The following is a 23,088-nucleotide window of genomic DNA, read 5'->3' as shown; positions in this document are numbered from 1 at the left end:
ATACATGAATACAATTAAAAAAATTTGGGCCTTTAACCTTGTCAGTTTAATGTTGTTAGGGTTTAGTCAACTGGCCTTAGCTGATACCCGTATAGCTGTAAATGAAAGCCGAGCGGTAAGTGCTAACGAAAAAATTTATATAGAAGTGATGAGCGGTGAAATAACGATTAATGCCGTAAGTAATAGCCAGTTTAAAGCCAGCGGTAAACTAGATGAAAATGCCACTGGCTACACTCTGGATAGCAAAGGAGGCTTTACCCGCTTTGAAATGACTATACCACGCCAGGTTAATTACAACGGGCAAGACCACGCCAACAGCGCAAAACTAGACTTTGCTGTGCCAACAGGCAGCAGCATTGAATTTAAAAGCGTAAACGGCGATGTTACCGTAAATAATATTCACGGCAGCAGCCAAATTAGTATGGTAAACGGTGATATTACAGCTTTTGACTTACGCAATAGTGTAAAACTAAGCACAGTAAATGGCGAAATTAAAATCAAAAATGCCAGCGGCACGGTAGAGCTAAGCTCAATTAACGGCACAATTAACGACGAAGGCTCCAGCGGGCGTCTGAGCTATGACGTAGTTAACGGCAAAATTAAGGTTAAAAGCCGCGCTGAAGAAGTAAGTGTCAGCACCGTAAACGGCGATGCCGAATTAGAGTTAAATGGCACTAAACACCTAAAGTTAAACACCGTAAACGGTGAAGTTGGCGCCAAATTAACAGGCTCAGCCAATCCACATGTCAGTGGCAGCAGCGTAAGTGGTGATATTAAATTAGAACTGGATAACAATGCCAGCGCCCGCATCAATATTAAAGCCTCTGCTGGTGGCAGTATAGACAACAAACTAAGCAGCGACAAAGCCAGTAAAGCAAAATACGGCCCAGCGCGTAGCCTGCAATTCACATTAGGCAATGGTGATGGCAGCGTGGAACTAAGCACAGTAAGCGGTGATATAGAGCTGAAGAAGTTATAAGCCGCGCTAATTAATAACATTTTTATTATCCAAAGGCTGCGAAAGTGGCCTTTGTTATTTGCAGCATTTTTTAACACTGGCTCTGAACATTTAACGCTTATTCAGTGTTTTCCTACCAATGCTTAAGTTTTATCCATTCTTGCCGATAACAGTGAAAACATTTATCTGGCTATCAGTTATGGTTTCATCTATTCCAACTAATCGCATATTGCAGGCTTATAAGGCAGGCAATAAAGCTGCTAATAGCACTTCGCAACAGCCTGAGCAGCGCGGCCATGCGGAAGCCATGCCAAAAAACAATGAATCTGTCCAGGTAAGTCTGAGCGAAGTTGCTCGTTCAAAGTTGGCTTTATCTAAGGCGGTAAGATCCAGTATGGATCAGCAACAGCAAGCTAAAAAAGCTAGAGCTCGCGAACGCGTTGCTGAGGTTAAAATGCGCATTGATCAGCTAAAAAAAATGCTGATGATGTTTGGTAGTATGGCATCTAAAGCCCTTATACGAGAGTTAAAACAGCTGGCTGGTGAATTAAAAGGGGCAGCTAAAGATTTGCAAGAAGGAGGGACAGCCAGTAGCTCAGCATCCGATATGTCATTTACAGCGCACCCTGATAATATGGAAAATACAGCAACAGCAGATGCAAGCGTTCCCGTAGTTGATGTACCAACCGAACCCAAAGTAGAGTCAGCTTTATCTGATGAAGCTGAAGCCGTTGAAGATAGCAACGCAGAAACAGAAACCGCAGACAAAGCCGCAAATTTACAGCAACCAACACCGGAGGCAGATAGTAAAATAGAACAACAGCAACGCCAAGCTGATCAACGGCTGCTGCAAGATGCCGTCAGAGAATTACAGTCACTGTTTAATATGCTAAAAGCCATGCTGCCTAAAGGCGATAAAGATACCGAAAAACAACTGGCCGAGATCAGCTCGCTGATTGAGGATACTAAGCAATCAGCTCAGCAACTTTCTACCGACTTTAGCTTAGGAGCTGTTCAGATTCAGGTTCAAATCTAATTATTATTACACGCTAGGATAATAGATGTATCATTCCCCCTCTTCATAAGAATAGAAATTAATACGTACAATTTACACTTATTACGCTTTATTAAATTTACAGAATGGGTCACGTTTATCATGCAGCATAAAACCCTAATTAAAGTTCGTGGTTATCATTTAGATATCTATCAACAATCAGTGTTTTGTGCTGCATTTTTATAATTTCACGTTATGAATATAGACTTCATCAATGGAATAATAAAAGCGTATAAAGAATTTTGTATTTGTTAGCCGTTCTCAGTTTACAGAGTACGGCTAACATATGCTTTACAGAGGAGAAAGAATTATAGTGCATCGACCGTTGCTGTCGCAAACCATCTTTTGTTTGAAACCTGTTCCACTACTACCTGTAGTGATAGGAACGCCAGCTCTTGCTGCAGCACTAAGGAATTCTTCAATAGCATTTTGCCCTCCTCGAGCAAAACTGTATTCACCGCCGGTTTCGTAACCTTCTTTTGTTAGGGGGATATCGTTATTGTCAATGTCTTTGGCTGATACTAGCTCTAAATCTAGCTCACCGTTTTGGCCAATACCTGTAAGTTCAAAAACAGCCTCAGAGCCATCCGCAAAAAAGACTTTAATAGTTAAATTAATATCTATCAGTCTTCCTGAAAGAGCAAATGCAGCAGCAACATAGTTTGCCGTTTTTGTTCTAAATGATTGATTATTGTTGTAATAATTTTTTACGTTATTCACGACATAGGATGCTTTGACTAATCTATAAGCGCTCGGTGCAATATCTGAGGGGATATATTGAGGGTTTTGAGCATCCGCTGCTACTGTACTATATGCACTGGCCAAGGTGTTGAATTTGCTTTGAGTATCTGTATCCACAGCTTTTTCAATAAGGGTTGCAAAGGTGCTTCCATCGGGCATTACTTCCAAGTCAGTATCGTAGGCCTTAATTTGCGCTTGAGCCATATTAAAAACGTAAACTTTAGACTTTGAATTTTTCCATTCAAGGGCAGCTTGTTCAGCAGCAGTTTCAAATGAAACAGACGATGAGCAACCATGGCAGTTTGCAAACTCTGCCGCCCAGGGTGAGATTACGAGTGGTCATTTAATGACCACGCTCATTCCAGCTTCCAACACCGCATCCAAATAAGCCTTATTCATCAATGCCCGACGCTGCTTTCTTCTGATACTCATTTTTCGCTTATCAGCGCGTAACATATTTAAACCAAAGTGTCGCATCGTGGCAAGATTAGTCGCTGCATTACCACGGTATATCTGGCACGCATCCTCACCCAACGTAAAAACCCTATTTACCACAGCACCTATACCGGTCGACCACCAGATGAACCCGCTATTTTAGGCGTGGCATTAAACGAAGTATTTGTACCCATACTGCAAAAGCAGTTTCCAGAAATTACCGACTTTTACCTACCGCCCGAAGGCTGCTCGTATCGGTTAGCAATCGTAACCATGAAAAAGCAATACCCAGGCCATGCTAAGCGCGTAATGATGGGGGTGTGGTCGTATTTGCGTCAGTTTATGTACACTAAGTTTGTTATTGTTTGCGATGACGATATTAACGCGCGCGATTGGCAAGATGTGATCTGGGCCATTACCACCCGTATGGACCCAGCACGCGATACCACCTTGGTAGAAAACACGCCGATAGACTATCTAGATTTTGCCTCACCGGTTTCGGGCTTAGGGTCAAAAATGGGTATGGACGCCACCAATAAATGGCCAGGTGAAACCAACCGCGAATGGGGTGAGCCCATAGTAATGGATCCGGCAATAAAACAGCGGGTTGACGACATTTGGCACACGTTGGGCATTAACCTGCCGGCGCAGCCTTAATCTTGGCGCCAAGCATCAAGTATACTTGGCGAACAACTAAGCAACCTTGATATGCCAATTTATAATTACACCTTTATTTATCTGAGAATGCTATGACCCTAATTGCCTGTACTATTGATGCTATTGAACCCTTAACGCCAACGGTTAATCGTGTACTACTAACGCCAACAGCACCTATTAGCTATCAAAGTGGTCAATATTTACAGCTATGTTTAAGCGCAGAAGATAAACGCCCCTTTTCTATTGCCAGCCACGCCGGTAGCCAGCAAATTGAGCTGCATATTGGTGCAGCGGTTGTTGATAACTTTTCTAGTCAAGCCCTGGCCCATTTACAGCGGCTTTATGCTGCCAAGCAACCAGTACTAGCAGAAATTGGCTTGGGTGAAGCCCAACTGCGCACTGATAGCGAGCGGCCACTTATTTTGTTAGCTGGTGGTACAGGCTTTTCTTATATCTATAGCATTGCGCAAACTCTGGCTAAACTAAACATTAAGCGACCCGTTTTTGCCTATTGGGGCGTACGCGATACCGATGCCTTATACCACCATCCGGAAATGCAACAGTGGGCCAGTAGCAACCCGCTATATACCTTTATACCTGTAGTGCAAAACCCAACCACAGAATGGCAAGGCAAAACTGGCTTAGTCCACCAAGCCGTATTGGATAATTTTGCCTCATTAGCAGAATTTGATATTTATATCGCCGGCCCCTTTGCTATGGCAGGTGTAGTGCGTGATGCCTTTTTACAACAAGGTGCAAAACGAGAAAATATGTTTTGTGATGCTTTTGCTTATATCTGATCTGAAAAATGCCCATAACGGGCACTTTTAATAAAATAGAGGTTAAGCGCTGCAGGGCTACATAAATTGTTTTTTCATATCAGCTGCTAGCTTATAATTTTTTGCTAATGCTTGCTCTAACAGTTGCATGCCCTGCTCACGCTGGCCATCGATAAGCAGCTTACTGCCGGCCCACGCCATTACCTCAGCATCTTGTTCGTTCAGTAAATAAGCTTCCCATTGCTTATCGTATGCGGCCATAACTCGCTGTGCTTCAAGGCTGCCATTCTTAGCCGCTTGCTCCCACCAAAACATACCCGACATTGCTGGTGACACTTGTAAAGAAGGCATTACTCTAACTTTTCGATGTCCGTCAAATAAGGTGTAAGTAGACACATTATAAACGTCTGTTGTGATTTTACCTTTTAACTTTAAACCAACTAGGCTTTCAACTTTACTTTTAGGTTCAACATCAGCTGATATTTGCTCGGTAATAGTGCCGTCTGCAGCAACACGCACTAGGGCTCTACCTAAAAACCCGCTAAAATCGACTTTAACCTCTGCTTGGTTTTTAAACACCGAAAAATCAGTTGTTGCTGTCATTGGTAGTTCGGGGTCATATCTATAAAGATTACCACTTTGGATATCGACCAAAGATAATAAAGTACCTAAGGCAAATTGATGGTTAGGTGAACCGCTAACGGCATAATTCCATAAGTTATGTTTATTAACTATTTCCTCTACTGCTGATACGTCAACCCCACCAGATAACGAAAAGTCTAGCCTAACATTTAACAACTGTTTTTGATTGCTAGGTTCATAGCGCCAGCGTTTAATAGCCTTTATTGATGCTCTTTCAAATACACTCTTCGGATAAGCATCTACTGTATCTACAGCGGTAACCTTACCCTGCTCATCAACTAAAAAGCGGGCTTTAACATAACCAAACTGGCCAGCCATAGCGGCGGTTTTAGGATAATCTGGCGGTACTCGTTTAATTGGCTGTGGCGTGCTGTCGGCGCGAGTATTATGTAAATTGGTATCTAATATTTTAACTCTCTGCTTTAGCTCAATAAAAAAGTCGTTTGCCTGCTCTAGCTGTTGCTCGCTTGCTGCTTTTGATACGCTGAGCAACAATGATTTTGCTTGTTCATGCTTTAATTCCGCAGCTAACATAAAGTAGCCTAAAGCTTGCACGATATTTTGCTCTTGGCCATCGCCTTGATAAGCCATAGCACCGAGGTTAAATGCTGCTAATTCATTACCTAAGGGTATTAACTGTTGAAACTGCTGTTGAGCCTCAGCAAAGTCTTTTTGTTCATAAGCATTTAACGCATCTAGCATATCGGCTTGGGCAACACTGCTGCCAAAAGCGAGCATAAAAATCCATTTTTTCATCATATATTCTCTATTTTTAGTTATCAGTTATAACGCCAAATAAAACATCAGTGCATTATTAACAAATTACCAACGTATAAGCAACAAATACCATCTGGTATGGCCTGTTTGTTTGTGCGAAAATCAGGCTTTGAAAATTAACTGAGTATAGTCATGCCGCATAAAACCCTTATTAAAGTTCGTGGTTATCATTTAGATATCTATCAACATGTTAACAATGCTCGTTATTTAGAGTTTTTAGAAGAAGCTCGCTGGGGCTATTTAGAAGATAGCGGTGATATCGAGTGGTTTGCTAAGCATGGTTTAGCCTGGGTCATTGTTAATATCAATATTAACTACCGCGTGGCCGCAACTATGGGCGACATACTGGAAGTGTTTACTCACTTTAGTAAAGTGGGCGGTAAAAGCGCTGTGGTCACACAAGAAGTGCGTATTGCCGGCAAAGATGCCGTTGCTGCTGATGCGCAGGTGACCTTTGTGTGTCTGGATCAGAAAACAGGCAAAGCCGTAGCCATTGAAGGCGAGCTTAAAGCGCGCTTAGAACAGCATATTACTGAGCACTAATGGACACGTGATTTAACTGAACTGATAAGCCCGAAAAAGGCTGCCACCGCAGTCGTTGAATGTTTAATAGGCTCTGCTGTACCACTAAGTTATATTCAGCGTTTTATATGTTTTTCAAGTGCCTGCTTAAGCAAGGCACTGCTGTGTTCTTCATCGCCGCAAGGCACTACCGCGTTGGCGACCATTAACGCATCAAAGCCTTCTTTGGTCGGATCAGCAAAACGGCAGCCCCCTTTGGTACGAATAAGCTGCTGACCGTTATTCAACTGGGCAAACACTTGCCTGGCCGGATCAATGCTTAACTGCTGATGCCGCTTTTCTACAGTAATCTTCGGCTGTTGCTGTGCCTGTAATAACTGCTGATAGCTTGCCGCGGCCGCTTGCTCTATTGATGCAGGGTTTACTGTGGCTGCCTTGTTCAGCGCGCGCTGTGCCAGACTCGGTCGGGGTATAATAGCTGCGGTAGGAGCTTCGGCACCAAGCAATTGTGTGCTGGCGATGTCGGGCAAAGACTCTGTAACACCTTGCGTCTGGCCAGTTGGCTTTTGCGGTGTAACTTCTGGTGCTGTGCTCTGCGGTACTGGCGCAACTACCTCTGGCTCTGTTGGCATGTCATTAACAGAGGGTTGTGCTATATCAGATGGTACAGGCGGCTGCGGTTGATACAAATAACTGACGATGGCTTCAGGCTCCAGAGCCTGAGCTAGCTGCGGAATTTTCGTCGTTAACAAAACCAGCAGTAATACGCCATGCAACAGCAGCGCCAGCAGAAGCGGTCTATTATCAGCGCGTATAACAGATATGACGTTATTAATAACACCAGACAATGGAAGGTTGTCCCTGTAAATCCTGCAATAAAGTCTGTGTCAGACCAGCAGCACAAGCATAAATTCAACCGACGCCATTAATTTTAATACCCGCTGAGTCTCGGGTGAACTCTTAGTAAAGGTTAGTTGGATTATAAAGCTGCCGTTGCGTGGGTGTTAACGATAAAAACACCGACAGCAGGCCCACTTTAAAACAGCGCCCTAGCTGGATAAAAATGCACTAAGCTTTTGCCATTCAATCAGTTTTTGTTGAAAACTTAAGCTGGCATGCGCCGGGCTGGTCGAGGGTAAATACAGCAGGCTAACACCAAGCGGCAGCGCGGCTACCGGTAACACCCGGCGCTGAAAACTCTGGCCGGCTTTAGCACCGTTAAAAGCTATGGCACGCAGCTGCGGTAAACGGGCAAACAGGCTGGTGAAATCATTGGCTTGTTCAGCACGGATGGCACTGTCCAAGCTACCCTGCCGCTGGCAGCGGCCAATCACATCCCACAGCGCTACACCTTGCTGCTGCAGCCGAGCCAGCCGCTCAGGGTAGCTTAAACTGAGTGGAAACTGCAGCAGGCTGGCCATTATCGGCCAAAAAGCATTGCGCGGATGGCCATAATATTGCTGTTGTTTAAGCGATGCAACGCCGGGCATGCTACCAAGTACCAGCACCTTAGCTGTTGGCAAACAGTTTGGTGCTAGGCCAGTTAATTCGTTATCAGCCAAGTTTTGGCTCGTATTGGCGGGCCTTATGCCACGCTATTTCGGCTTGTTGCGGTTCGCCCTCTTGCTCGGCTAAATAAGCTAATAACGCATAAACATAACCATTGCTGGCGTGATCTCGTAACCAATGTTGTGCTTGTTTGCGCAACTTAAGTACCGATTTCCCTAATGGAATTTTACGAAGGTAAGGCAATACTAGTGGCAACTCGTCTAGCTGTAGCTGACTAACCAACAGCTTTTCAGCGGCTTCATTTTGGCCGCTTTGTGCCATTGCCCAAGCGCGACCAACATTAGCTGCGGTAGATTTACGTTCTTTAGCCGGCAGGTTAAGCCAATAGTCAGCATTTTCATCAAACCGCTGTTGCTGACTTAACTGGCTAATAGCCGCCGGATAAATATCAAAGCGTTGCTGACGCCATTTATCTTTATCAAACCATTGCTGTTTTATTGCTAATGGCACGACCTGCAATAACTGTTGCCATTGCCCCGCTTGCTGCAACGCATATAAATATAACTGCCCTAAGCCCTTATCTTCAGTGTCAGCCGTAACTTTGTCGCGTAGTAATACACAAGCTTGAGCCGCTTGATCTTGTTGTAGCAACAAATCTGCTTGTACAAATAGCGTACTGTTACTTTCAGCTGACAGGGCTGCAATGTAGCTGTTAGCCTGATTAATATCACCGGCATAAAATGCCGCATAAGCCGCAAATAAGCGTTTTTCTTCTAGCATAAAGTCGTCATGACAGGCTTTAGCCAAATGTTGACTAGCTAGTTTCCACTGTTGTTTAGCATACGCCTGTAAACCCAACTCATAGGCTTGCTGAGCTTTACGTTGCCGGCGCCAGCGGAAAAAGTTAAAGGAAATATGCTGTAAGCGCAGTAATTTACGCAGCACTATGCCAATAAACCATGTTACGGCGATTAGTGCCAAAATAAGCAGACTAAGGCCAAGCAAGGTGGTTTCAAATACGGTACCGGCAACAATAATTTTAATGTAGCCAGCATTATTCACCAGCATTGGGCCAAACCACATGGCTGCCGCTAGTATACCGATCAGCAGCAAGACACGGATCATAAGCTCTCTCCTGCCAGTTGTTGCTGATACTGTTGTAGCTGCGCTAAGCTGGTTAACGCCTTCACACTTGGCAGCGTAGCTTCTACTTCGGCTAGCTCGGTTAGTACCGAACTAAACTGCTGCACGCCAACATCATCAGCATTAAAGTAGCGCTGCAATTTATCACTGGTTTGCTGCAATGCTGCAACATAAAGAGGCTGTTGCCGCTGCATTAGCGCTAACTGAGCTAGTTGTAATTGCTGCTGCAGTGCAATGCGCAACATAAGTTGCTGCTCGTGAGTTAAATCGAAGTAATCTTCTGGTACCGCACTTCTAGGGTTAAGCAAACCTTGCCAGGTATTGTGCCAGTGAAATGCTAGTGTTTCGCGCCAATTTTTCAGCTCGCTAGAGGGCGCGCTATTTTTGGTGTCCGCGGTTACTTGCAGTTTTAGCGGCAAGTTCATCGCCTGCTTTTGTAACTGCTGCAACTGCACGTAAGCCTTGCTTACATCGGGCACAGTAATGCGGCCAAGCTGCTCTGTATCAGCGGCAATAGCTTGGCGAACTAACACTAATGACGGCTCGGCTAGCTGGGCTAACTTTTCATCAGCGCTGCTAAGCAGCGCACGAGCGGTTGAAAAATCTTGTTCTAACCATACTTTTTGCGCGGCTAAACGTAGCAAGTACTCTACTTCTGCCAGTACCCAATGCCGTGGCGGCGCACTATCTCGTTCCTGCACTAATTGGCGCAATGCTTGAATTTGTGCTTCGTTTTGCGTGAGTAACTGCTGCTGCTTTTGCTGTTGGCTACGCTCTAACTGTGTTTGCCATTGCTGCTGATCGCTCTGCAACTGCTGTAATAATTGCGTACTGCTATCTTGTTGCTGCCGCCCTTGCTCAACTAAACGCTGCTGGTTCTGCTGCAACGTTATTGTTTGCTGTTGCAGCTGCTGCCATTGCGGCCATAACCAGTAAGCGCCGGCGCCAATAGCGACGGCTAATATCAGCACCAGTAACAAGCTTAAGCCACCAGTAAAACCGCCGCGCCGACTAGGTACGGGCTCGGCTTCAATTTTCTGCTTTAGTTGCTGTAATGGTGCTTCCATTTCTGATGCACGCTCTAAGCTGTCGCTCATTGATATTCCCTCTGTAGCTGACTAATAGCCGCTAGTAATGCACTGTCGTTGGCATTATCTGCCAGTGTTATACGTTCGGCGTTAATACCTAGTGCAATAGCGCTTTCCTGCATACGTGGGCTGACCAAGATCCAGTCACACTGTTGTAACCAATGCTGATGCTCGCTAGGCACTATGTTAAATAGCTGCTGTAAAATTTCGTTACTGGTAGCAACAATACAACGAATGCCAGCTAGCTGCCACTGCTGACAGAGCAAAATACCATCTAATAGTAGCGGCACACGTTTATAACTTTGCACATAGCTTACGGTTGCGCCACGCGCCGTTAATGTTTGCTTTGTGAGTTCACGCCCACCATTGCCGCGCACAGCAACAACCTGCTTCCCCGTCATTTGCTGTAGCTGGGGTAACTGCAACATACCCTCGCTGCGCTGGTCCTCTGGTACCGATACATCGCGGCCTAACCAGCGCTTTAATGCCAGAGCGGTGGTCTCACCCACCGCAAATAGCGGCGCAGTAAGTCGCGCACCATCAAACTGGTTTTGCAAACAACTTACCGCGCTAATACTAACAAAGACCACTGCGTCGGCTTGTTGCAACAATTGGTGATCTTGCGCAGTTATGCTTACCTGTGCGGTGGTAATTAGTGGCTGATACAAATAGGCAATACCGCTAGTATCTAACGACGCCAACAAGTTATCAGCTTTACCCGCCGGCCGCGTAATTAAAAACGGGATCTGCGCTGGCATTTGATTACTCATAACCCAGCCTGATAAACCGCCTGCAATATACGATCAGCACCTTGCTGTAATAAATATTCAGCCAGTTCCGTACCCAGCTGTTCAGCCTCGGCTACTGGGCCTTTTAGCTGGTGGCGAATAATTTCGCTACCGTCTAGAGAGCCGACCAAACCGCGTAGCCATAGCGTATCACCTTCAATTTCGGCATAAGCACCAATAGGCACCTGACAACCACCTTGTAGTTTGCGGTTCATTGCCCGTTCGGCCAGTACGCAACTGCGTGTTTCGCTATGCTCTAGTGGCTTAAGTAGTTGCTGTACTGCAAAGTCATCACTACGGCACTCTATGCCTACAGCACCCTGACCATTGGCCGGCAAGCTGGTTTCTACAGATAACAAACTGGCAATACGCTGCTGAAAACCTAAGCGAATCAACCCAGCGGCAGCCAAAATAATTGCTGCATATTCACCATTATCGAGTTTGGCTAAACGCGTATTTACGTTGCCACGCAGGTCGCGTACGGTTAAGTCGGGGCGCAGCGCTTTTAGCTGGCATTGGCGGCGCAAACTAGACGTACCCACTACGGCGCCATGCGGCAATTCATCTAAACAGGTAAATTGGTTTGACACAAAGGCATCTTGTGGGTTTTCACGTGGGCAAATGGTATGCAGCATTAAGCCGTCGGGAAACTCTACCGGCACATCTTTCATACTATGCACGGCAATATCGGCCAAACCATCTAGCATCGCCTGTTCTAACTCTTTAACGAATAAACCTTTACCACCAATTTTTGCCAAGGGGGTATCTAAAATTTTATCGCCCTGCGTCGACATTGGCACCAGCTCTACCGTTAATTGCGGATGATGACGCAACAGTTCCGCCTTTACATACTCGGCTTGCCACATTGCCAGTGCACTTTTACGGGTTGCGATACGAATTTTGTTCATATTAACTCTCTGCTTATGCCAATAACTGTCGCTGAATAAAGCTGCTGATATCTGCCACTTCTTGCGCGCATACACTGTGCGGCATTTTGTATTCATGCCAGTTCACGTTAAACCCAGCATTTTTCAGCGTATGATATACCTGCTGACCGGCAAAAATCGGTACCACAGGGTCTTGGCTGCCATGCGCTACCAGTACCGGTGTAGCTTTATTCACGCTATTAGCTTCGTCTTTTAATTTATCTGGTGCGCACATATACGTGGACAGCGCCATTACTCCGGCTAACTTGTAGGTTAGCCGCGGCAGTAAATGCAGCGCTATAACGCCACCTTGGCTAAAGCCGGCTAATATAATACGCTCACTGCTAATGCCGTCGCTAATAAGCTTATCTAGCAGCTGCTGCACTGCTGCGGCCGACTCGCGTACGCCATCTTCGTCAGCGCGATTGGTTAAGTCCATGGTTTTAATGTCGTACCAAGCACGCATACGCATACCGCCATTAACGGTAACGGGACGCTCTGGCGCATGCGGAAATAAAAATCGAATACCGGCATCAGCGGGCAAGCGCAGCTCAGGCACTATTGGCGAAAAACCATGGCCCGAATCACCCAAGCCATGCAGCCACACTACAACAGCACGGGTATCACCCTGTGCTTTAACATCAACAAAAGGAAGCAAAGCCATTACACTATTCCAAAAACTACTGCGCTTAAGGCGCTAAATTTAGCGGTACGCCAGCCTGTTTAGTGGCCGCATCGTTAAGTAACTGCCAAAACTCTGAACCGCTGCGGTTATCTATCCACTGACCATTTTTCCATTCAAAATGGTGGCCGTTAAATTTGGTAGCTACCCACAACTGATGCAGCGGTGATTGCTTGTTAATAATAATTTTACTGCCATCAGCAAAACTGATGCTCAATAAGCCGCCATGGGACTCATAATCTAAATCGGCATCGGCATTTTCGACTGCCTGTTCCACCGCCAGTAACACACTATCGGTCAAATCATCATATTCTAGGTCATTCATCCACTTCACCTGTTTGCTTTTATCGCTAAGGATGCGATTATAGAACGCAATCGCCATAAAAAAATAACATCATGCACGCTTTTAAAACCAAAGGTCCGCTATTAACTGTCGCCGCTGTCATTATGTTATGCAGCTTACTGAATGCGTGTGGTCAAAAAGGCCCGCTTACCTTACCACAACCGGCACCAGAAGTGGCAGAACCACAGCAAAACAACGCCGATCCTATTCAATCATTGGATGACTAACATGGACCATTTTAATTACCAAGATAAGCAACTTTTTGCCGAGCAATGTGCGCTAGCTGATATTGCCAATAACTTTGGTACACCTTGCTATGTATATTCACGCGCGACTATTGAACGACATTACCACGCGTTTGCTAATGCCGCAGCGGCGCATCCACAAAGCTTGGTGTGCTATGCAGTAAAAGCCAATAGCAACTTAGCTATTTTAAACCTACTCGCTAAACTTGGTAGCGGTTTTGACATAGTATCGGGCGGCGAGTTACGCCGCGTTATTGCTGCCGGTGGTGATGCCAAAAAAGTGGTGTTTTCTGGCGTAGCAAAAACGGAAGACGAAATACGCCTAGCGTTAGGCTTGGGCATTAAATGCTTTAACGTCGAATCTATCGCTGAGCTGGAACGCTTACAGCACGTTGCTAGCAGCTTAAATAAACCTGCGGCCATTTCTATTCGGGTAAACCCGGATATAGATGCAAAAACACATCCCTACATTTCAACCGGCTTAAAAGCGAATAAATTTGGTATCGATATTCTATTGGCGCGTGACGTTTACCGCAAAGCCGCCAGTTATAGCCATTTAAAAGTGGTGGGTGTTGATTGCCACATTGGCTCACAACTTACTGAAGTACAACCATTTTTAGAAGCGTTAGAAAAACTACTGACACTAATAGACCAATTGGCCAGCGATGGCATTATGCTGCAGCATATTGATATTGGCGGCGGTTTAGGCGTTACTTACGATAATGAAACCCCACCGTCACCCGCCGATTATATTGGTAAAGTGGTCGAGCGCTTAAAAAGCTACCCACAGTTAGAACTAATTATGGAACCGGGTCGAGCCATTATGGCTAACGCCGGGGTATTACTGACTAAGGTTGAGTTTTTAAAGCCCGGGCAAGAAAAAAACTTTGCGATTGTCGATGCCGGCATGAACGATTTAATTCGTCCAGCACTGTATAGCGCGTGGCAAGCCATCATACCGGTAAATATGCATACCCACGCACCAAGCGCGATGTATGACATTGTTGGCCCAGTATGTGAAACCGGCGATTTTCTTGGCAAAGACCGCGAGCTAGCAATTGCCGCTGGCGATTTGCTCGCTGTGCGCTCTGCCGGAGCTTACGGCTTTACCATGAGTTCTAACTATAATAGCCGCCCACGCGCCGCCGAACTGCTAGTTGATGGCGACAAAGTGCATTTAATCCGCGCCCGTGAACAATGGCAGGATTTATGGCGTGGCGAACACGTCGTTACCGACTAATTAAGGGCGCCGATGTTGCTACATTTCACTAAAATGCACTGCCTTGGCAACGACTTTATGCTAGTCGATGCGGTAAGCCAGAATGTGTTTTTAACCAAAGAGCAAATTAAAGCACTGGCGAATCGTAATACCGGTATTGGTTTCGATCAGTTACTGATGGTTGAACCACCGTATGATCCCGAATTGGATTTTCATTACCGTATATTTAATGCCGATGGCTCAGAAATAGAGCAATGCTCCAATGGTGTTCGTTGTTTTGCCAAGTTTGCGCGGGCGCGCGGTTTAACCAACAAGTACAAAATTAGTGCGAGCACCAAATCAGGTAAAGTTATTCTATATGTCGAAGCCGACGGTCAGGTTACGGTTAATATGGGTATGCCGCAGCTAGACCCAGCCAAAGTGCCGTTTAAAGCGCAAAAGCAAGAAGTTACCTATATTTTGCGGGCTGAAGAGCACACGATACTTTGCGGCGTAGTGTCACTGGGTTCACCGCACGCGGTGGTTGAAGTTGACGATCTCGTTACTGCGCAAGTACTAGTACAAGGCCCGCTATTTGAATTACACGAGCGTTTTCCCGACCGCGCCAGCATTGGCTTTATGCAGGTAATAAACCCTGGCCATATTAAACTACGAGTATGGGAGCGCACATTAGGGGAAACTCAGGTTTCCGGTAACGGCGCCTGTGCCGCTGTGGTAATAGGTCAATTAATGAAAAAGCTACAACAGCAAGTACGCGTAGATTTACCCGGTGGTAGCCTGCATATTCGCTGGAATGGCCCGGGCCAACCACTAAAAATGACTGGCCCAGCAGAACATGTTTACGACGGACAAATAATGTTATGACAGATAGCCTGATCCAAGAAAAAGATTTACTTGCCGCACACGTAATAGGCGAATATTTGCAAGATCACCCCGAGTTTTTTCAGCAATACCCGCAGCTACTAAATAGTTTACGTTTACCACATCAGCAGCGTGGCAGTGTGTCGCTAATAGAACGCCAGCTAGAATTGCAGCGTGAAAAAATCCAAGCATTAGAAGATGACATTACGCGTCTAATGTCTATTGCCAGACAAAACGAACATGTTTTCTTGGCCTTTAATCAATTACAGGCTCAGCTTTACCAAGCAAAAAATGTAAAGGATATTCAGGCGAGCTTGCAACAATTTACCACCGCGATGCCGCAGGTGCAGGAGTGCCGTTTACTACGCTTTACTGACGAGCAAAGTGCGGATGAGTTTAAGCTACTATTATCACGTCGCCTAAACCAGCAAGGTGTATATCTTGGCCGCTTAAATAAAGAAGAGCAACAGGGTTTGTTTCCAGCAAACATTCACTCGGTAGCGCTTATTTTAATCAGCAATGCAGAGCAACCGTTGGCACTGTTGGCCTTTGGTAGTGAGCAAGATGACCATTTCCAGCCATCAATGGACAAGCTGTTTATTAGCCATTTAGCTAGCATTTTAGCGCAGCTGCTACCCGGTTATGACAAAGCCTAACGTAGAACTATCCCCGCAGTGGCAGCAGCCACTGCTAGCTTTTATTCGCTATTTGCAATATGAACGTGGCTATAGCAGCAAAACGCTCGACAGTTATCAGCGGCAACTAATGCAATTAGCTTTAAGCATTACCGAAACCGATAGCCACTGGTTAAACCTAACCGACAGCCAGTTAAAACAACATATTATTAGCTTGCGACGCACTGGAGCTAAACCTCGAACTATTGCGTTAAAGGTTGCAGCATTGCGTAGTTTTTTCCGTTTTCTGCAAGCGCAGAGTAAGCGCAGTGATAACCCGGCTCAGTATTTATCAGTACCCAAAGCCGCGCGTATACTGCCAAAAAACCTTGGTATTGATCAACTTAACCATTTACTTAGCTTTGACAGCAGCGACGATATTTTAGCTTGCCGCGACAAAGCCATGCTCGAACTATTTTATTCATCAGGGCTGCGTTTAGAAGAGCTAGTAAATGCCAATATTAACGACATTGACTGGCAACAACAATTGCTGCGCGTAACCGGTAAAGGCAGTAAACAGCGTATTGTGCCGGTAGGTAAAATAGCCCTAGCCGCAGTAAAAGACTGGTTAGTACAGCGCCCAGTGTTTTGCTCTAACCTACCAGAGCCAGATCAGCAGGCGCTATTTCTAAGTAAACAACATAAACGTATTAGTACCCGACATGTGCGTGAGCGCGTTCAATTTTGGGCTAAGCAGCAAGGGCTTAACCAGCATGTGCATCCGCATATGTTACGCCATTCATTTGCCAGTCATATGCTGGAGTCCAGCCAAGATTTACGCGCAGTGCAAGAGCTACTTGGCCATGCAAACTTAAGCACCACCCAAGTGTATACCCACCTTGATTTCGCGCACTTAGCCAAGGTGTACGATAACGCCCACCCCAGAGCAAAGAAGAAGTAAAATAAAGTTCATCCGCGTTATATTATTAGAACCAAGCCAAAACAGTTATGGTCGGAAAATTAGCCGGGTAACACCACTATACTGATACCATTTTCATTCAGCGATCCAAGGTATTTATGCCTTATTGTGACAGCGTCAAATTACTCGGATCTTCAGTTTCGATAAATACGGCTTTAAGTACTTTGTTTCCGCTCTCGTCTCTAGTGATATTATAAAAACTATAATTGGTTTCAAATAAATGTAACTGTTTAAGCTCAACGTCGCTTGTATCATCGCCGACCATTAACATAACACCACAAATACGCCCAGAACAGGCGTAGGATTCCTGATATATTGGTAATTTAGATTCTTGCAAAAAAAGCTGTAGTTTATTTTCACGAGATAATGCTCTGCTACTACGTTCCATATCTGTAATGCCAGATAAAAACTGATTAAAATCTGCACTTTTCATTGCGTCAACAATTGCAGTCTGTATTACTGCGCCATTTTTGGTAAGAAAGCTGTTGTTTAAATCTTCTTCCGACAAAAAGTTACTTGGTTTTGTGACAGATACATTCTGCACGGCGTTAGCATTATAAGTCTGCTCGCCGATAGCTGTGTTTGCCGTTTCTTCAATCCTATCAACCTTCTCTAGAGATAGAGGCTGGCTTTTACCCGCTGCGTTACGTGCATTTGACTCAGCTTCAGCAAAAGCGTTATTTGACAGTAAGCCAGCCTCTTCAGGTTTATCTCCCTCATTACCACTATTTATCCAAATAATTGCTAGCGCAATTGCGACCAAAACCCCGACAATAATTGATTTCATGCGTATTCGTCTATAAAACAACAATAAATATGTTGATGCATTACAACTTAAAAGAAATATTTTGGCAATACTCACTATAAACTTATCATTTAAATATCAGATATTTACTTAGTAAATGCTATTTTGAATATTCAATGACTTAGGTTGATTGAGCTTATTAATGTCATTTTAAGTGGCATCTAAGTTTATACTCATCTAGATCACACCATTTGGCAAAATGTGTATGATAACGCTCATCCCAGAGCACGCAAAAAGTAAGGCCGTATTAATGCAGTTATTTAAAGCACTGAGCCCAATTAGCGTATTGTCATTTGATTTAGACGATACCTTATACGATAACAAACCGGTGATTGCCGCCGCTGAGCAGGCCATGTTAAACGCATTGGCCAAACACGCACCGGTTACGGCAACAACCGACAGCGATTTTTGGTGGCAGCAGCGTTTAAAACTGGCAAAAGTAACGCCCGATATCCGGCACGATTTAGGCCGCTGGCGCTTATTAGCTATTGATGCGGGTTTACAAAGCCTAGGTTTAAGCCTGTGTGAAGCCGGCGAAATAGCGCAATTGGCTTATGATGCTTTTATGCAGGCTAGAACCCGTATTACTGTGCAACTAGAAATAAAACAGTTACTGCAACAGCTAGCTAAACAATACCAGCTGATTGCCCTAACTAACGGTAACGCCTGTATTGATAAGATGGGCATCAGCCATTGGTTTGAGTTTAGTTTACAAGCTGGGCCAGCTGGCAGAATGAAGCCCTACCCTGATATGTATTTAAAAGCGGCGCAACGATTAAATATAGCACCAGGACAAATACTACATATAGGTGACAGCCACCGCGCTGATGTTATGGGGGCCTTAAGCGCCGGCTGCCAAGCGGCTTGGTTAGATCACCACAACAGCCGTGTAACGGTATTACCGCATATTAGGATGGCTAATGTGCAAAGCCTGCAGCAGTTAATTAAGTAGTATTACAACAGCTATCGCAATAGCACTGGTTATTTATCCACTAAACACCCGAGTTAGCTTGGCGCTTGGCTTTTGCCTGTTATAATGGCGGTCATTATGTAAAGCGAGGCAAACTAATGGATGTATCTTACCTGCTAGATGGGTTAAACGATAAACAACGCGATGCGGTGGCGGCATCGCCGCAGCATATGCTGGTGCTAGCTGGTGCTGGCAGTGGTAAAACCCGCGTGTTGGTGCATCGTTTAGCCTGGTTAATGCAGGTAGAGCGCGTAGCGCCATTTAGTTTATTAGCGGTAACCTTTACCAATAAAGCGTCGCAAGAAATGCGTGGCCGTATTGAAAGCACCATTGGTGTTAGCTTAAATAACCTATGGATGGGCACCTTTCATGGGTTGTCGCATCGTTTACTGCGGGCGCATTATCAAGAAGCTGGCTTACCGCAGGGCTTTCAAATTATCGACTCGGACGATCAGTATCGGCTAGTGCGCCGGGTGCTTAAAGCGCTAAATTTAGATGAAAAACATTGGCCTGCTAAACAAATTCAATGGTTTATAAATGCGCGTAAAGATGACGGCCAACGCCCAGCAATGATTGATGCCGCCGGTGATTTCAGCCTACAGCAAATGACTAAAATTTATACCGCTTATCAAGATATGTGTGACCGCGCGGGTTTAGTCGATTTCGCAGAAATTTTGTTACGCAGCTTTGAGTTGTTAAAGAAGAATGACGAGGTACGTAACCATTATCAACAGCGGTTCCGCCATATTTTAGTTGACGAGTTTCAAGATACCAACGCTATTCAATATCAGTGGTTGCGCTTATTTGCTGGTTCACATGCTAAGGTAATGATTGTCGGTGATGACGATCAGTCTATCTACGGCTGGCGTGGTGCTAGAGTAGAGAACATTCAAACCTTCCTAAAAGACTTCCCCGATGTAGCAACAGTGCGCTTAGAGCAGAACTATCGCTCTACTGCTACCATCTTAAAAGCGGCCAATGCGGTGATCGCCAATAACAGCGGGCGCTTAGGTAAAGACCTATGGACTGATGGCGCTGCGGGTGAAACCATTTCGCTATATACCGCCTTTAACGAGCTAGACGAAGCGCGTTTTATCGTCGGCCGGATTAATGACTGGCATAAACAAGGCGATCGCTTAAGTGAAGCCGCAATCTTATACCGCAATAACGCCCAATCACGGGTATTAGAAGAAGCGTTAATTCAACAAGGCTTAAACTATCGTATTTATGGCGGCTTACGCTTTTATGAGCGCCAAGAAATTAAAGACGCCTTAGCCTATCTGCGTTTATTAAATAACCGCCAAGACGATGCGGCTTTAGAGCGGGTTATCAATACACCAGTGCGCGGCATTGGCGACACCACATTAAGCAAAGTGCGTGAATATGCGCGGGCTCAACAGCAAACCATGTGGCAAAGCTTACAACAGATGCTTGCACAAAAGCAGCTAACGGGTCGTGCGGCTACGGCCATTGATAACTTTATGCAACTGATTGAACGGCTACATAGCGATACATTAGAATTACCGCTACATGAACAGGCTGAGCATGTCATTAAACAATCTGGCTTGTATGCTATGTATCAGGCAGAAAAAGGCGAGAAAGCCGAAACCCGTATCGAAAACTTAAACGAGCTAGTTACCGCCTGCCAAAACTTTGATGAACGCCGCGCTGAAGATATGACGCCCCTGGCAGCATTTTTGTCGCAGGCCGCGCTTGAGGCTGGTGAGTACCAAGCAGAAGAGCATTCGGACGCAGTGCAGTTAATGACGCTTCATAGCGCCAAAGGCTTAGAGTTTCCGTTAGTGTTTGTTTGCGGTATGGAAGAAGGCATGTTTCCTAGCCAACAAAGTGGTGATGACCCTACGCGTTTAGAGGAAGAGCGACGGCTCTGTTATGTTGGCATGACCCGGGCCATGAAAAAGCTGTATTTAACCCATGCTGAAAGCCGCCGAGTATACGGCCAAGAACAGCACCATAAGCCTTCGCGCTTTATTCGCGAGATCCCAGCCGAATATTTAGACGAAATTCGCTTAACCACTCAAGTAAGTCGGCCAACTCAATTTAATCGCTTTGGTAGCGCAGCATCACATGTTGCTTTTGAAAGTACCGGCTTTAAACTTGGCCAGCGCGTATTACACGATAAATTTGGCGAAGGCACGGTACTCAATTATGAAGGCACGGGCAGCCAATCACGTATTCAGGTGAATTTTGATGGCTTAGGCAGTAAGTGGCTAGTGACCGCTTATGCCCGTTTGCAAGCGATGGACTAATGCCAAATATGCCACCGTTACAGCAACTACGACAGTGGCAGCGCCAAGCTGCAGCACATCATATACGTTTGCCAATAGTGTGGCAGGGCGAGCAGCAGCAATTACTAATGAATGCATTGCAACTGGTCGATAATGCCGACATAAACACGCTGTATTGGATTGGCGATGCAGCACCAGATAACGCCATTAACTTAAGCAGCAAGCAGAATTATCAACTATTAGGTAGCGAGTGTGATGCGTTAATTATTAATGCCTTTTCCGGTTTTCCTGCCGACTTAATTGCCGCCTCAACCGGCTGCGTTAAAGCTGGCGGTATCTGGTTGTTACTCTGTCCACCGCTAGCACAGTGGCAAACTCAGCCAAACCCAGCACACAAAAGCATATTGCCCTACCCATTAGATGCCAAACTGCATGTCGGGCAGTTTTTACCGTTCTGGCTACAACAGTTAGCACAGCAAAATATTGTTATGTTGCATAATAATCAGGTTACCCAGCAGCTAAATTGGCCGGCACTACCCGAACCAGAACAAATTGCCGCGCCGTACGTTACTGGCGAACAACAGCAAGCGGTAAAGGCGATTCTACGTGTGGTTAGCGGGCACAGGCGTCGGCCACTAGTTATTACCGCTGATCGTGGCCGAGGTAAATCTGCGGCGCTAGGTATTGCCGCAGCGCAACTAGCTTCAGCCGGTAAAACTATTGTTATAACGGCACCATCACCGGCTGCGGCGCAAACAGCATTAAGCCACTTTCAACAACTGTGTAACGCTGAAGATTATAGTCGATTACAGTTTGTCGCTTTTGATCAGTTACTCAGCAGTAATCTAGATACCGACCTGCTGTTAATAGATGAAGCGGCGGCAATTCCAACCCCCGTATTGCAACAGTTAGTTACGCGCTATAGTCGTATCGTATTTGCTACTACTGAACACGGTTATGAGGGCACTGGCCGAGGCTTCCAGCTGCGTTTTCAACAGCATTTAGATGCACATTGCCCAGGTTGGAAGAAGCTACACCTACAGCAACCAATTCGTTATCAAACAGCCGATCCGTTAGAGCAGCTTAGCTTTAATAGCTTTTTATTAAAGCATGCTGACAACGATGCATCTTACGATTCCACTCAACCAGTATCCGTTAACAGCTATAACAATAACGATTGGCAAAACCAACCCGAGTTATTGCAGCAAGTATTTAACTTACTTAGCTTGGCGCATTATCAAACTCAGGTTAAAGACTTAGCCGCCCTATTAGATAACCCGCACTTGCGGGTCATTACTTTGCAGCAACATAGCCAGTTACTGGCCTGTGCACTGATTAGTATTGAAGGTAATTTAGAAAGCGAACTTTGTACGCATATTTACCACGCTGAACGCCGCGTACAAGGGCACTTGCTAGCGCAAAGTTTGGCTTTTCATCTAGCGCAACCGCAACTAGCAACCTTGCCGCTATGGCGTGTAATGCGAATTACCGTGCAACCCGTATTGCAGCGGCAAAAGCTAGGTTCGGTATTACTACAACATATTTATCAACAAGCTAAATTGGCCAATATTGCCTATTTAGGCACCAGTTTCGGTTTAACCACTGAGCTATTACACTTTTGGCAACAAGCAAAATATCAACCAATACGTTTGGGTCAAAGCAGTGATAAGGCCAGTGCGGAATATTCAATTTTAATGTTACGTGCGGTAAAAGGTTCAACCGACAAGGTAACCGAGCTATACCAGCAGTTTAGTTTACAACTATACTGGGCTTTGCCGCATTATCCACAGTTAAGCTGTGAATTAGCGCTAACCTTAGCTCAACCACCACAGCAATTAGCGCTTAATAACGCAGATCTGCAGCAATTGGCACTATTTAGCCAAGGTAAACGACCGTATGAGTTAGTCAGGCATTTATTGTTGCAATGGTTTAATCAGCAGCAAATAGACGTTAATACTCAGCTCATGTTATGTGGCTTATTATGGCAACAGCATGACTGGCCAACACTGTTACAGCGTTTCGCCTTGCCTAATAAAAAAGTGTTTATTCAACACATTATGGCAAGTTTGAAAGCTGCACTTTTAGAAACCATTAATTAACAT

23 protein-coding genes and 2 pseudogenes are annotated in these 23,088 nt (G+C 45.3%); 13 read left to right on the top strand and 12 right to left on the bottom strand.

Features of this window, described 5'->3' with window-relative positions:
- The first annotated feature begins 4 nt into the window (after positions 1 to 4).
- Together E0Z06_RS00345 and E0Z06_RS00340 are read left to right on the top strand one after the other, a co-directional pair.
- Positions 5 to 979: a DUF4097 family beta strand repeat-containing protein gene (locus tag E0Z06_RS00345; RefSeq protein ID WP_132580837.1), complete on the top strand. Its 975-nt coding sequence runs from the start codon at positions 5 to 7 to the stop codon at positions 977 to 979.
- 151 nt (positions 980 to 1,130) lie between these two features.
- Positions 1,131 to 1,994, top strand: coding sequence for a hypothetical protein (locus E0Z06_RS00340; RefSeq protein ID WP_132580835.1), 864 nt, complete (start codon positions 1,131 to 1,133; stop codon positions 1,992 to 1,994).
- A gap of 309 nt (positions 1,995 to 2,303) precedes the next feature.
- Here the strand turns inward: E0Z06_RS00340 and E0Z06_RS00335 are convergent, their stop codons facing one another.
- A complete protein-coding gene (locus E0Z06_RS00335) occupies positions 2,304 to 2,957 on the bottom strand; it encodes a hypothetical protein (RefSeq protein ID WP_132580833.1) in 654 nt (217 codons plus the stop codon).
- 135 nt (positions 2,958 to 3,092) lie between these two features.
- A pseudogene (locus tag E0Z06_RS15680) lies at positions 3,093 to 3,290 on the bottom strand (ISAs1 family transposase); the annotation flags it as partial.
- Here E0Z06_RS15680 and E0Z06_RS00325 point away from each other — a divergent pair.
- Together E0Z06_RS00325 and fre are read left to right on the top strand one after the other, a co-directional pair.
- A pseudogene (locus E0Z06_RS00325) lies at positions 3,279 to 3,845 on the top strand (3-octaprenyl-4-hydroxybenzoate decarboxylase); the annotation flags it as partial. The pseudogenes E0Z06_RS15680 and E0Z06_RS00325 overlap by 12 nt on opposite strands.
- 92 nt (positions 3,846 to 3,937) lie before the next feature.
- Positions 3,938 to 4,645: an NAD(P)H-flavin reductase gene (gene fre / locus E0Z06_RS00320; protein WP_132580831.1), complete on the top strand. Its 708-nt coding sequence runs from the start codon at positions 3,938 to 3,940 to the stop codon at positions 4,643 to 4,645.
- Positions 4,646 to 4,702: 57 nt separating this feature from the next.
- On the opposite strand, the gene E0Z06_RS00315 is transcribed toward fre, so the two are convergent.
- The gene (locus E0Z06_RS00315; protein WP_132580830.1) at positions 4,703 to 6,025 is read right to left on the bottom strand and encodes a TonB family protein; all 1,323 of its coding nucleotides are present in this window, start codon (positions 6,023 to 6,025) and stop codon (positions 4,703 to 4,705) included.
- A gap of 150 nt (positions 6,026 to 6,175) precedes the next feature.
- Here E0Z06_RS00315 and E0Z06_RS00310 point away from each other — a divergent pair, with 150 nt between their 5' ends.
- Positions 6,176 to 6,586: a thioesterase family protein gene (locus tag E0Z06_RS00310; RefSeq protein WP_132580829.1), complete on the top strand. Its 411-nt coding sequence runs from the start codon at positions 6,176 to 6,178 to the stop codon at positions 6,584 to 6,586.
- Between the two features lie 95 nt (positions 6,587 to 6,681).
- Here E0Z06_RS00310 and E0Z06_RS00305 read toward each other — a convergent pair whose 3' ends face one another.
- The 8 genes from E0Z06_RS00305 to cyaY form a co-directional block, all read right to left on the bottom strand.
- On the bottom strand, positions 6,682 to 7,413 hold the full coding sequence (locus E0Z06_RS00305; RefSeq protein ID WP_132580827.1) for a hypothetical protein: 732 nt from the start codon (positions 7,411 to 7,413) through the stop codon (positions 6,682 to 6,684).
- A gap of 201 nt (positions 7,414 to 7,614) precedes the next feature.
- On the bottom strand, positions 7,615 to 8,127 hold the full coding sequence (locus tag E0Z06_RS00300; protein WP_132580825.1) for a DNA-deoxyinosine glycosylase: 513 nt from the start codon (positions 8,125 to 8,127) through the stop codon (positions 7,615 to 7,617).
- On the bottom strand, positions 8,120 to 9,199 hold the full coding sequence (locus tag E0Z06_RS00295; protein WP_132580823.1) for a heme biosynthesis HemY N-terminal domain-containing protein: 1,080 nt from the start codon (positions 9,197 to 9,199) through the stop codon (positions 8,120 to 8,122). Before E0Z06_RS00295 ends, E0Z06_RS00300 begins: the two co-directional genes overlap by 8 nt.
- A complete protein-coding gene (locus E0Z06_RS00290; protein WP_132580821.1) occupies positions 9,196 to 10,314 on the bottom strand; it encodes a uroporphyrinogen-III C-methyltransferase in 1,119 nt (372 codons plus the stop codon). The genes E0Z06_RS00295 and E0Z06_RS00290 overlap by 4 nt, the downstream gene beginning before the upstream one ends.
- Positions 10,311 to 11,075, bottom strand: coding sequence for a uroporphyrinogen-III synthase (locus E0Z06_RS00285; protein ID WP_243695530.1), 765 nt, complete (start codon positions 11,073 to 11,075; stop codon positions 10,311 to 10,313). Before E0Z06_RS00285 ends, E0Z06_RS00290 begins: the two co-directional genes overlap by 4 nt.
- The gene (hemC, locus tag E0Z06_RS00280; protein ID WP_132580819.1) at positions 11,072 to 12,001 is read right to left on the bottom strand and encodes a hydroxymethylbilane synthase; all 930 of its coding nucleotides are present in this window, start codon (positions 11,999 to 12,001) and stop codon (positions 11,072 to 11,074) included. Before hemC ends, E0Z06_RS00285 begins: the two co-directional genes overlap by 4 nt.
- A gap of 13 nt (positions 12,002 to 12,014) precedes the next feature.
- Positions 12,015 to 12,683, bottom strand: a complete 669-nt coding sequence (locus E0Z06_RS00275) for an alpha/beta fold hydrolase (protein ID WP_132580817.1) — start codon at positions 12,681 to 12,683, stop codon at positions 12,015 to 12,017.
- Between the two features lie 25 nt (positions 12,684 to 12,708).
- Positions 12,709 to 13,026 (bottom strand): iron donor protein CyaY, encoded by a 318-nt coding sequence (gene cyaY / locus E0Z06_RS00270; RefSeq protein ID WP_132580815.1) that lies wholly within the window; start codon positions 13,024 to 13,026, stop codon positions 12,709 to 12,711.
- A 71-nt stretch (positions 13,027 to 13,097) separates the two neighbouring features.
- Between cyaY and E0Z06_RS00265 the strand changes: the two genes are divergently transcribed.
- Genes E0Z06_RS00265 through xerC form a run of 5 tightly spaced genes read left to right on the top strand, consistent with a single transcriptional unit; the run spans position 13,098 to position 16,944 of the window.
- Positions 13,098 to 13,271 (top strand): lipoprotein, encoded by a 174-nt coding sequence (locus E0Z06_RS00265; RefSeq protein ID WP_132580813.1) that lies wholly within the window; start codon positions 13,098 to 13,100, stop codon positions 13,269 to 13,271.
- A 1-nt stretch (position 13,272) separates the two neighbouring features.
- Complete coding sequence (gene lysA, locus E0Z06_RS00260) at positions 13,273 to 14,529, top strand: diaminopimelate decarboxylase (RefSeq protein ID WP_132580811.1); 1,257 nt, start codon at positions 13,273 to 13,275, stop codon at positions 14,527 to 14,529.
- Between the two features lie 12 nt (positions 14,530 to 14,541).
- On the top strand, positions 14,542 to 15,372 hold the full coding sequence (gene dapF / locus E0Z06_RS00255; RefSeq protein ID WP_132580809.1) for a diaminopimelate epimerase: 831 nt from the start codon (positions 14,542 to 14,544) through the stop codon (positions 15,370 to 15,372).
- Positions 15,369 to 16,025 carry a DUF484 family protein gene (locus tag E0Z06_RS00250; RefSeq protein ID WP_132580806.1) on the top strand — a complete coding sequence of 219 codons (657 nt, stop codon included), beginning with the start codon at positions 15,369 to 15,371 and terminating at the stop codon, positions 16,023 to 16,025. The genes dapF and E0Z06_RS00250 overlap by 4 nt, the downstream gene beginning before the upstream one ends.
- Positions 16,012 to 16,944, top strand: a complete 933-nt coding sequence (xerC, locus tag E0Z06_RS00245; RefSeq protein ID WP_132580803.1) for a tyrosine recombinase XerC — start codon at positions 16,012 to 16,014, stop codon at positions 16,942 to 16,944. Before E0Z06_RS00250 ends, xerC begins: the two co-directional genes overlap by 14 nt.
- 121 nt (positions 16,945 to 17,065) lie before the next feature.
- Here xerC and E0Z06_RS00240 read toward each other — a convergent pair whose 3' ends face one another.
- A complete protein-coding gene (locus E0Z06_RS00240; protein WP_132580800.1) occupies positions 17,066 to 17,749 on the bottom strand; it encodes a hypothetical protein in 684 nt (227 codons plus the stop codon).
- 223 nt (positions 17,750 to 17,972) lie between these two features.
- Between E0Z06_RS00240 and E0Z06_RS00235 the strand changes: the two genes are divergently transcribed.
- From E0Z06_RS00235 to E0Z06_RS00225, 3 genes are all read left to right on the top strand, one after another.
- Positions 17,973 to 18,719 (top strand): HAD-IA family hydrolase, encoded by a 747-nt coding sequence (locus tag E0Z06_RS00235; protein ID WP_243695529.1) that lies wholly within the window; start codon positions 17,973 to 17,975, stop codon positions 18,717 to 18,719.
- A 116-nt stretch (positions 18,720 to 18,835) separates the two neighbouring features.
- Positions 18,836 to 21,007 carry a DNA helicase II gene (uvrD, locus tag E0Z06_RS00230; RefSeq protein WP_132580797.1) on the top strand — a complete coding sequence of 724 codons (2,172 nt, stop codon included), beginning with the start codon at positions 18,836 to 18,838 and terminating at the stop codon, positions 21,005 to 21,007.
- Positions 21,007 to 23,085, top strand: a complete 2,079-nt coding sequence (locus E0Z06_RS00225) for a GNAT family N-acetyltransferase (protein ID WP_243695528.1) — start codon at positions 21,007 to 21,009, stop codon at positions 23,083 to 23,085. The genes uvrD and E0Z06_RS00225 overlap by 1 nt, the downstream gene beginning before the upstream one ends.
- Positions 23,086 to 23,088: the final 3 nt, after the last annotated feature.

Origin of the sequence: Rheinheimera sp. D18 (assembly GCF_004345025.1) — a bacterium.
In the GTDB taxonomy this organism is placed as follows: domain Bacteria; phylum Pseudomonadota; class Gammaproteobacteria; order Enterobacterales; family Alteromonadaceae; genus Alishewanella; species Alishewanella metallidurans.
The sequence above is the reverse complement of the archived record's forward strand: the minus strand, read 5'-3'. Positions and strand labels throughout refer to the sequence as shown.